The sequence below is a fragment of the Brevundimonas sp. genome (genome assembly GCF_041688735.1).
GTDB lineage: Bacteria > Pseudomonadota > Alphaproteobacteria > Caulobacterales > Caulobacteraceae > Brevundimonas.
Genome location: NZ_JBDNHO010000107.1, coordinates 1 through 8951, shown reverse-complemented (window position 1 = coordinate 8951; position 8951 = coordinate 1). Strand labels below are relative to the sequence as shown.

Below are 8951 nucleotides of genomic sequence, written 5' to 3'. Positions count from 1 at the left end.
GGGGGAGGAATGAGCAGCGCCCGCTTGCGCATCTGGGCGTGGGTGATGGCCACGGCCAAGGCGTCGGCGGCGTCGGCCTTCACGTCACCGGCGGCCGGCAGAAGTCGTTTGACCATGAATGCGATCTGCGTCTTGTCGGCGTGGCCGGCCCCGACCACCGCCTTCTTGATCAGATTGGGCGAATATTCCGCCACGCTCAGCCCATGCCGCGCCGGGGCCAGCATGACCGCCGCCCGGGCGTGGCCGAGTTTCAGCGTCGAGGCCGGGTTCATGTTGACGAACACCTCCTCGATCGCCGCCTCGTCGCAGGCGTGGACGGCGCAGACCTCGCCCACGGCCTCGAGCAGATGCAGCAGCCGCTCGCTGAACGGCGCGGCCTCGGGCGGCGTCACGACCCCATGCGCGATCCAGCGCAGGCGCGACCCCTCGGCCAGCACCACGCCCCAGCCGGTGCGGCGCAGGCCGGGGTCCAGTCCCAGGATGCGGGTCGGTTCATCAGGAATCAGAGTGTTCGTCATTCGTTCCATTCATGCCTCAAACGAGGTTGACGAACAATGACCAGGCCCCAGTCTTCTCCGGGCCAGTCCGACCCGGGACCGGAAAGCCGGGCACCGCGACGGATTTGCAGGTTCAGCCGCGTTTGGAATCGTGTAGCGTTGCGAAACGTCGGCTCTGCGGGGAGAGATGTCGTGTCCATAATGTCCACCTTCCTGAGGGTGCGCGCGTTCATCGCGCCGGTCGCGCTGGCTTTGGCGCTGGCATCATGTGGAGGATCAGGCGATTCCAGCGGGCAACCGCCGCCGCCGACCGCAGCCAGCCTGTCCGACGCCGAAGCCGTTCGGTTCCTGACCCAGACGTCCTTTGGGGCGACCGACGCCGATATCAACACGGTCAAGCAACTGGGCTACCGCGGCTGGCTGGACCAGCAAATAGCGACTTCGTCGCCGTCACATCTGAACTATCTCGACAACCGACTGGCGCAGCTGCGGCTCACCCAGCCCACCGCGTCCCTGAACCCCAATCATTTCTACGAGAGCTTCTGGCTGTATTCCGCCACGGGCAACACCCAGCTGCGCGAAAGGATGAAGCTGGCGCTGTCGGAAATCTTCGTGATTTCGATGGTCGATCCCAATGTCGATGTCCGCGGTGCGGGGGCCTATTACGATATGCTGGGGGCCAACGCCTTCGGCAATTTCCGCACCCTCCTGGAGCAGGTGACGCTGCACCCGATGATGGGCATCTATCTGACCCATCTGGCCAATCAGAGGGAAGACCCCGCGACCGGTCGCAATCCGGACGAGAACTATGCCCGCGAGGTGATGCAGCTGATGACGACAGGGGTGGATCAGCTCAACCTCGACGGCACGGTGCGGACCGGTGGCGGGGGCGCGGCCATTCCAGCCTACACTGCGGAAGACATTTCGGGCCTGGCCAGGGTCTTCACCGGCTTGAGCTGGTACTCTCCGACACCGACCAACCAGGCCTTTTTCGGCCGCAACCGCGATCCGGACGCTTCGATCCGGTCGATGATATTCTACCCGATCTACCGGTCCACCTCGACCAAGACCTTTCTGGGCGTCAGCACGGCGTCCGACGGCCCCGGGGATCTGCAGTTCGCCCTGAACACCATCTTCAACCATCCCAACGTCGGTCCCTTCATCGGCCGACAGCTGATCAAGCGGTTGGTCACCAGCAACCCCAGCCCGGCCTATGTCCAGCGCGTCGCCACCGTCTTCAACAACAACGGCGCGGGTGTGCGGGGGGATATGGCGGCGGTGGTGCGGGCCATCCTGCTGGACAATGAAGCGCGCGACACGACCGTCGCCGCCGGGCCCGCCTTCGGCAAGGTGCGCGAGCCGATGGTGCGGATGGCAAACTGGATGCGGACCTTCGGCGCGACGTCGGTCAGCGGGCGCTATCAGCTCAACTCGACCAGCGCCAACACCTCCCTGGGGCAGTCGCCGCTCGCATCGCCGTCCGTATTCAACTTCTATCGGCCGGGCTATGTCCCGCCCAACACCCGGCTGGGGGCCGCCGGCCTGACCGCGCCAGAGTTCCAGATCGTCGACGAGGTCACCGTCGCGGGCTACGCCAACACCATGCAGACGGCGATCGGGACCGGCATCGGCACGGCGTCGGACGTGCGGTCCGCCTATCTGTCCGAAGTGGCGATCGCGACCGATGCTGTGGCGCTGGTCAACCGCATGGACCGGATGCTGCTGTACGGCCAGATGTCGGCAGCCCTGCGTGCGGCCTTGACCGACAGCATCAACAGTATCGCCATCCCCGGGGCGGGAGCCACCCAGCCCCAGATCGACACGGCCCTGCTCAATCGCGCCAGACTGGCCGTCTATATGACGATGGTCTCGCCCGAATATCTGATCCAGCGGTGAGGACGAGACGATGACCGGTTTCTCCCCCAGCCGCCGCCACCTGCTCAAGGTCGGAGGCGGACTGTCGATCCTGGGCACCGCCGCCCCCTTCGCCATGCAGATGGCCGCCGCGGGTTCGGCCGCCTCGCAGGCCGCGCCGGACTATCGCGCCCTGGTCTGTATCTTCCTGTTCGGAGGCAATGATTCCCAAAACACCGTACTGGCCACCGACAGCGATTCCTTCGGCCGCTATTTCGCCGCCCGCAACACCGGCAACAACCCGATCGCCCTGATGCCGCCGGGCGCGCCGCCCACGCCGGTCGGCTCCACCTCGCCGATCACCGGCCGCGTGGCCACCGCCGATTCCCCCGAAGCCTGGGGCGGGGTGCTGCCGATCGTACCCCTGACCCCGAACCCGGTTCCGGCCGGCACCGCAGCCGCGGTGCGGACCTTCGCCCTGCACCCTTTCCTGGGACCGCTGAAGACGCTGTTCGACGCCGGACGTCTGGGCGTGGTGGCCAATGTCGGCACCCTGATCCGCCCGATCACCAAGGCCCAGTACCAGAGCGGCACGGTCGCTTTCCCGGCCAATCTGTTCTCGCACAATGACCAGCAGTCCACGTGGCAGGCCGGAGCCACCGAGGGCACGCGGGTGGGCTGGGGCGGAAGGCTGGGCGACATGCTGGCCGGGCTGAACGGCACGGATACGCTGTTCACCGCCATCTCGACCGCCGGCAACGCGGTCTTCCTGTCGGGACAGAACGTCATTCAGTATCAGATGACCACTTCCGCCCAGCCGGCCGTCGTCATCAACGGCCAGGCCGGCGCGTCGCTGTTCGGGTCAACCGTGGCGCCCTCGCGGGTGCGTTCGCTGATTCAGGATCAGACCGCGGCCGGCCTGTTCGCCGCCGACTACGCCACCGTGACCAACCGTTCGATCGGCGCGGCGACCACGATCAACAGCCTGTTCACCCAGTCCGCTGTGACCGGCATCCCGGCCCCGACGGCCTATGTCAATCCAGTCACGGGCGCGACCGAGACCAACGGTCTGGCGAGCCAGTTGCAGACCGTCGCCCGCATGATCGCGGCCTCCCGCTCGACCGGCGTGCGCCGGCAGGTGTTCTTCGTCAGCCTGGGCGGCTGGGACAATCACGATTTCCAGAACGCCATACAGGCGAACAATCTGGCCAAGGTCGCCCACGGCATGGCCTATTTCGACGGCATCCTGGCCAGTATCGGCGGGGTGAACATGCGCAACGCCGTGACCACCTTCACGGCCTCGGACTTCTCGCGCACCTTCACCACCAATGGTGACGGCACCGACCACGCCTGGGGCGGCCACCATTTCGTCATGGGCGGCAGCGTCAGGGGCGGCGACATCTATGGCCAGTACCCGACGCTGGGCGTCGATCTGGGCGGCTTCAGTAATCCCGACATGACGCGCGCCGCGCTGATCCCGACCACATCGGTCGACCAGTACGCCGCCACCATGGGCCGCTGGCTGGGGGTGTCCGAATCGGGCCTGGACACCATCTTCCCGAACCTGAGAAACTTCCCCACGCGAGGTCTGGGCTTTCTGTAGGTTGGCGCGTTCGCGGTTCAGTAGCCCGCGTATTTCGCCAGGTCCTCGTCCGGGATGTCTTCGTTGGAATAGACGTTCTGGACGTCGTCCTCGGCGTCGAGCGCGTCGAACAGCTTCATCAGCGTGCCGACCGCTTCGCCCGTGACCGGCACATCGGATTGCGGGCGCCAGACCAGCGCGGTGGACTTGGCGTCGCCGAGGATTTTCGCCAGGGCCTCGGCCACCTCGTTGAGGTCCTCGAACGTCGTCCAGATGGTGTGGCCCGGCGCGTCCTCATAGATGTCGGGCTTGACCAGATCGCTCTCGACGTCCTGGGCGCCGGCCTCGATGGCGGCCTCCATGACGGCGTCCTCGCTGCCGGCCTCGGCCTTGTAGATGATCTGGCCGACCTTGTTCCACATGAAGGCGACCGAGTTCATCTCGCCCAGCGCCCCACCGTTCTTGGTGAAGCACGAACGGATGTTGGAGTTGGCGCGGTTGCGGTTGTCGGTCAGGGCCTCGACGATGATGCCGACGCCGCCCGGGCCGCGGCCCTCGTAGCGGACCTCTTCCATCGTATCGACGTCGCCGCCCGCGGCCTTGTTGATGGCCCGCTGGATCACGTCGCGCGGCAGGCTCTCGGCCTTGGCGTTGTTGACCGCCAGACGCAGGCGGGGGTTCATCGCGATGTCCGGCATGCCCAGCTTGGCCGCCACGGTGATGTCGCGGGAGAGTTTGGAGAACAGTTTGGAGCGCACCGCGTCAGCGCGTCCCTTGCGGTGCATGATGTTCTTGTATTTGGAATGGCCGGCCATATCGGTCTCTTGGTGTGCGCTATCGCTCGCGACGGCGCGGGGGTTGGGGGCGTCTAGCCGATGCCGCTCGCGCTGTCACGGCGCAGGAACCGTCAGGCTTGCGGGGCATTTCCCCACCGACCCCACCGGAGCCCCATCATGACCGCTGAAGACGTTCTGCACGACGCCGAGGTCTATGCCGACGACGATCTGAACGACGCCGACATCGTCGAATGGTACGAAGCCCGCAACGTCAACGTCTCCACCCCCGTCGCCGCCGGCGCCGTCATCGGTGCCTTCGCCCTCGGCGCGCTGGTCGCCGTCGGAGCCTTGGCCCTGATGGGCCGGCTGGACGACTGATCGGTCAGGACTGAAGCGACGCCAGAAATCCCCTCATCGCGTCGCTGATCGGCACGGGCTTGTTGGTGCCGCGCGCGACATAGACGTGCACGAAATAACCGACGGCCGCCGCCTCTTCCTCGGTGTCGCGGAACAGGCCGATCTCGTAGCGCACCGAACTGGTGCCGACGTGCGCCACCCGCACCCCGGCCTGGATTTCGTCGGGGAAGGCGGTCGGCGAGAAATACCGGCACCCGGTCTCGACCACCAGGCCGATGGTCTCGCCGTGATGGATGTCGAGTTGGCCCGCCACCACCAGCAAGCGATTCACCGCCGTGTCGAACCACGAGTAGTAGACGACATTGTTGACGTGGCCGTAGACGTCGTTGTCCATCCAGCGCGTGGAAATGGCCTGAAAGCGCCGGTAGTCGCCCCGCCGGGTTCGTTCGATTGTGCCGGTCATGAAATCCCTTTTTTACGCTGTCGCCCGGCGCGCGGCGCCTTGCTGCTTGAGCGCGTCTCGGCGCGCTTCGTTGCGGGCCAGCCTTGGGCTTGGCGGAGGCGGCGTCAAGCGCCTAGCGTGGGCGGCATGATCCAGACCCGCGCCGCCGTCCTCCGCGCCACCGGCGCCGCCCGGCCCTACGCCGACAGCCGTCCGCTCTCGATCGCGACGGTGACGCTGGACCCACCCGGCCCCGGCGAGGTCCTCGTCGCGATCAAGGCGGCGGGCCTGTGCCATTCGGACCTCAGCGTCATCAACGGCGACCGTCCCCGCCCCCTGCCCATGGCGCTGGGTCACGAGGCGGCGGGGGTGGTCGAGGCGCTGGGCGAGGGGGTCACGGACCTCGAGATCGGCGACCACGTCGTCATGGTCTTCATGCCCTCCTGCGGCCATTGCGATCCGTGCGCCGGCGGCCGCCCTGCCCTGTGCGAGCCCGGGGCCGCCGCCAACGGTAAGGGCGAACTGCTGTCCGGCGGGCGTCGTCTGCATGACGGCGAAGGCGAGCTTTATCATCACCTCGGCTGTTCCGCCTTCGCCGAGCGCGCCGTCGTCTCGCGCCGCTCGCTGGTCAAGGTCGACCGCGACCTGCCGTTCGCCCACGCCGCCCTGTTCGGCTGCGCGGTCCTGACCGGCGTCGGGGCGGTGGTGAATACCGCGGGCGTCATGGCGGGCCAGAGCGTGGTCGTCGTCGGCCTCGGCGGCGTCGGCCTGGCCAGCGTGCTGGGCGCGCTCGCCAGCGGGGCCTCGCCGGTCGTCGCCGTCGATCTCAGCGAGGAGAAACTGGCCCTCGCCCGTTCGTTCGGCGCCGTGCGGACGGTCTACGCCGCCGATGTCGACGCCGTGGAGCAGGTGCGCGCCCTGACCCGTGGCGGGGCGGACTTCGGGTTCGAGATGGCCGGTTCGGTCCGCGCCCTGGAGTCGGCGTGGCAGATGACGCGGCGCGGCGGGACCACCGTCACCGCCGGATTGCCCCCGCCCGAGGCCGCTCTGGCGGTCAATGTGGTCCAGATGGTCGCCGAGGAGCGGTCCCTGAAGGGCAGCTACATGGGAACCTGCGTCCCGTCGCGCGACATCCCGCGCTACGTCGCCCTGTTCCGGCAGGGCCGCCTGCCGGTCGACCGGCTGCTGAGCGGGACGATCGGGCTGGAGGCCATCAACGCCGCCTTTGACGATCTGGCCGACGGACGGACGGTGCGGACCGTGGTTCTGTTCTGACCCCCTCCCCTCACGCCTTGTCGCGGATGCGCATGGCCCCGCCGGCGGCGCCGGTCTGGACGTCGAAGCGGCCGGTGGCGCGGATCAGGTCGGACAGTTTGGCGTGGCCGTAGCTGCGCTGGTCGAAGTCGGGATAGGCGTTGCGCAGCCGGTCGCCGAGGCCGCTGACCGTGACCCAGCCGTCGCTCTCTTCGTCCATGTCGGCGATGACGGAGGCGATCAGGCGGGCCGCGTCGGCCGGCTTGCCCTTGCCCGGTGCTGACGGCGCCGTCGCCTGACGGCCTTCAGGCGCGGCGGGGTCCTCGGACGCCGGGACGCTGAGATTCTCGGTGTAGATGAAGCGGGTGCAGGCCTGACGAAAGCTCTCCGGCGTCTTGCGCTCGCCGAAGCCGTAGACGTCGACGCCCTCTTCGCGGATGCGCAGCGCCAGCCGGGTGAAATCGGCGTCCGACGAGACCAGACAGAAGCCGTCGAACCGGCCCGAATGCAGCAGGTCCATGCCGTCGATGACCAGGGCGATGTCGCCGGAGTTCTTGCCCTTGGTATTGGCGAAATTCTGCTGTGGCTGAATGGCGTAGCGGGCCAGCACCTTGGTCCAGCCGGCTAGCTGGGCGCTGGCGAAGTCGCCGTAGATACGCCGCGCCGAGGCCTCGCCGAGGGTGGCGATCTCGGTGAACAGGGCCTCGGCGATCCGGGCCGAGGCGTTCTCGGCGTCGATCAGCACGGCGAGGCGGGGAGCTTTGGAGACGGCGTTCATAGCGGGCGGGCTTTCGACGGAGTGAGGTTGGTGGCGAGTGGCGGGTGGCTGTTGGGTGTCGGCTGGTTCTTCGGTCGCGCGAGGCGCGGGGTCAATGTCCGTGCGCGATGTCGGGCGATGCGATAGGCTGTCGGCATGACCCAGCCCGCCCTGCGCCGCCTGCTCGACCTGCCCGGCATCGACGATCAGGAGCTCAAGGCCCTGATGAAGCCCGGCCGCGCCGACCCCGACTTTCGCGACGACTATCCGGACGTGGCCGAGGTCGCCGTCACAGCCTTCGGCTTGAGCCCCGAACAGGCCGAGGCCGTCGCCCTGCCCGCCGACTGGGACGGCATCGAGCGACTCGACCCCGCCGACATGGTCGAGGCCTTTGCGGCCGAGGGCTGGGACGCGACCGACGGCAAGCGCAAGCCGCTGCGCATGCTGCGCCACTGGTCCCTGCCGCTGGCTCTGGCCATGCGCGGCGTGGCGGGCGCGCTGCCGTTCGCGGCCGAGCCGGACCAGCCGGTGACCGATTGGGGCTCGAGCCTGAAGGCCGAGGCCGGCCGTTTCCGCAAGCGCTGACCGGACCGGCCCCTCACCGCCACGGCCATTCGCCCAGTTTGGTGCGATGATGAAGATTGGCTTCGCTCAGCGATTCGCCGACCCAGTCGCGCACCCAGGCCTCGATCTCGACGTCGGTCTCGTTGAGGCGCGGCGTGCCGCCCAGACGGCGCACTTCCCGTTCGGCGCGGATGGCGCGGAACATCAGTTCCTTGAGATTGTGATCGACCGCATAGTGCCGCCGGGCGACACGTTCCCAGAAGCGCTGCTTGATGGCGGCGTCGGGGTCGTGACGCCCGTCGAAAACGCGTTGAAAGCGTTTGATCGCGGAGCCGTCGGTGTCGGCGATGATCTCATACAGCAGGGTCAGATCTATCGTGGCGATGGACCCGCCGCCACCGCGCCCGCCCTTCTCGGCCAGCCGCGCATAGCTCTCCGCCAGCCCGGCCAGCGCCTTGGCCTCAGTCCAATGTTTGGCCTGCATCGCGCGGCTGGAGGCCCGGGTGGCGGCCTGCGCCAGGGCGGCGGGGTCGCCGGGATCATCGGCGGGGGCCGGGGTGGTGCGGCCGGACGTGTCGGGGCAGGTTTGGCGGCGGGTTTTCATGGGGGCTCCGGTTTCCTTTCGCCCTCAAAGGCAGAGGGCAGACGCGCTGAGGCGCCGCCTGCGCAAACAGGCGGTTGGGAAGGGTGCGGGGCGGCCGGGCCTCGCCCGGTGATTGGATAGAATTTACCGTTTCGACGAGACAGACAGCCCCGCGCAGTCGTTTTCCACGCGCCCTCCGGCTGGCGGCCCTGAGTTCGGGCCTTACCGGATCACCGCCGCCGACATTGCTGTCGTCGACGAGGGAGGGACATGACAAAGGTCGGC

At 67.9% G+C, this 8951-nt stretch carries 10 protein-coding genes; 5 read left to right on the top strand and 5 right to left on the bottom strand.

Annotated features, from left to right (window positions below; translation table 11 throughout):
• Positions 1 to 518 (bottom strand): crossover junction endodeoxyribonuclease RuvC (gene ruvC, locus ACESMO_RS11480; protein WP_372708280.1); only part of this gene is annotated, 518 nt, incomplete at its 3' end.
• A 180-nt stretch (positions 519 to 698) separates the two neighbouring features.
• On the opposite strand from ruvC, the gene ACESMO_RS11475 reads away from it, so the two are divergent.
• The gene (locus tag ACESMO_RS11475; RefSeq protein WP_372708281.1) at positions 699 to 2393 is read left to right on the top strand and encodes a DUF1800 family protein; all 1695 of its coding nucleotides are present in this window, start codon (positions 699 to 701) and stop codon (positions 2391 to 2393) included.
• 10 nt (positions 2394 to 2403) lie between these two features.
• On the top strand, positions 2404 to 3954 hold the full coding sequence (locus ACESMO_RS11470; RefSeq protein WP_372708279.1) for a DUF1501 domain-containing protein: 1551 nt from the start codon (positions 2404 to 2406) through the stop codon (positions 3952 to 3954).
• Positions 3955 to 3971: 17 nt separating this feature from the next.
• On the opposite strand, the gene ACESMO_RS11465 is transcribed toward ACESMO_RS11470, so the two are convergent.
• Positions 3972 to 4748, bottom strand: coding sequence for a YebC/PmpR family DNA-binding transcriptional regulator (locus ACESMO_RS11465; protein WP_372708278.1), 777 nt, complete (start codon positions 4746 to 4748; stop codon positions 3972 to 3974).
• Between the two features lie 138 nt (positions 4749 to 4886).
• Here ACESMO_RS11465 and ACESMO_RS11460 point away from each other — a divergent pair, with 138 nt between their 5' ends.
• Positions 4887 to 5087, top strand: coding sequence for a hypothetical protein (locus tag ACESMO_RS11460; protein WP_372708277.1), 201 nt, complete (start codon positions 4887 to 4889; stop codon positions 5085 to 5087).
• Between the two features lie 4 nt (positions 5088 to 5091).
• Here the strand turns inward: ACESMO_RS11460 and ACESMO_RS11455 are convergent, their stop codons facing one another.
• Positions 5092 to 5529 carry an acyl-CoA thioesterase gene (locus ACESMO_RS11455; protein ID WP_372708276.1) on the bottom strand — a complete coding sequence of 146 codons (438 nt, stop codon included), beginning with the start codon at positions 5527 to 5529 and terminating at the stop codon, positions 5092 to 5094.
• Between the two features lie 126 nt (positions 5530 to 5655).
• Between ACESMO_RS11455 and ACESMO_RS11450 the strand changes: the two genes are divergently transcribed.
• Entirely contained in the window at positions 5656 to 6783 is a 1128-nt protein-coding gene (locus tag ACESMO_RS11450; protein WP_372708275.1) for a zinc-dependent alcohol dehydrogenase family protein, read from the top strand.
• Positions 6784 to 6793: 10 nt separating this feature from the next.
• Here ACESMO_RS11450 and ACESMO_RS11445 read toward each other — a convergent pair whose 3' ends face one another.
• The gene (locus ACESMO_RS11445) at positions 6794 to 7540 is read right to left on the bottom strand and encodes an NYN domain-containing protein (protein ID WP_372708274.1); all 747 of its coding nucleotides are present in this window, start codon (positions 7538 to 7540) and stop codon (positions 6794 to 6796) included.
• A gap of 135 nt (positions 7541 to 7675) precedes the next feature.
• Here ACESMO_RS11445 and ACESMO_RS11440 point away from each other — a divergent pair, with 135 nt between their 5' ends.
• A complete protein-coding gene (locus tag ACESMO_RS11440; protein WP_372708273.1) occupies positions 7676 to 8104 on the top strand; it encodes a hypothetical protein in 429 nt (142 codons plus the stop codon).
• 13 nt (positions 8105 to 8117) lie between these two features.
• Here ACESMO_RS11440 and ACESMO_RS11435 read toward each other — a convergent pair whose 3' ends face one another.
• The gene (locus ACESMO_RS11435) at positions 8118 to 8687 is read right to left on the bottom strand and encodes a hypothetical protein (RefSeq protein WP_372708272.1); all 570 of its coding nucleotides are present in this window, start codon (positions 8685 to 8687) and stop codon (positions 8118 to 8120) included.
• Positions 8688 to 8951: the final 264 nt, after the last annotated feature.

Excerpts from the sequence above, each read along its gene's own strand:
- ACESMO_RS11470 (WP_372708279.1), top strand. The coding sequence starts at position 2,404 with ATGACCGGTTTCTCCCCCAGCCGCCGCCACCTGCTCAAGGTCGGAGGC.
- ACESMO_RS11465 (WP_372708278.1), bottom strand. The coding sequence starts at position 4,748 with ATGGCCGGCCATTCCAAATACAAGAACATCATGCACCGCAAGGGACGC.
- ACESMO_RS11450 (WP_372708275.1), top strand. The coding sequence starts at position 5,656 with ATGATCCAGACCCGCGCCGCCGTCCTCCGCGCCACCGGCGCCGCCCGG.
- ACESMO_RS11460 (WP_372708277.1), top strand. The coding sequence starts at position 4,887 with ATGACCGCTGAAGACGTTCTGCACGACGCCGAGGTCTATGCCGACGAC.
- ACESMO_RS11455 (WP_372708276.1), bottom strand. The coding sequence starts at position 5,529 with ATGACCGGCACAATCGAACGAACCCGGCGGGGCGACTACCGGCGCTTT.
- ACESMO_RS11475 (WP_372708281.1), top strand. The coding sequence starts at position 699 with ATGTCCACCTTCCTGAGGGTGCGCGCGTTCATCGCGCCGGTCGCGCTG.
- ACESMO_RS11435 (WP_372708272.1), bottom strand. The coding sequence starts at position 8,687 with ATGAAAACCCGCCGCCAAACCTGCCCCGACACGTCCGGCCGCACCACC.
- ACESMO_RS11440 (WP_372708273.1), top strand. The coding sequence starts at position 7,676 with ATGACCCAGCCCGCCCTGCGCCGCCTGCTCGACCTGCCCGGCATCGAC.
- ACESMO_RS11445 (WP_372708274.1), bottom strand. The coding sequence starts at position 7,540 with ATGAACGCCGTCTCCAAAGCTCCCCGCCTCGCCGTGCTGATCGACGCC.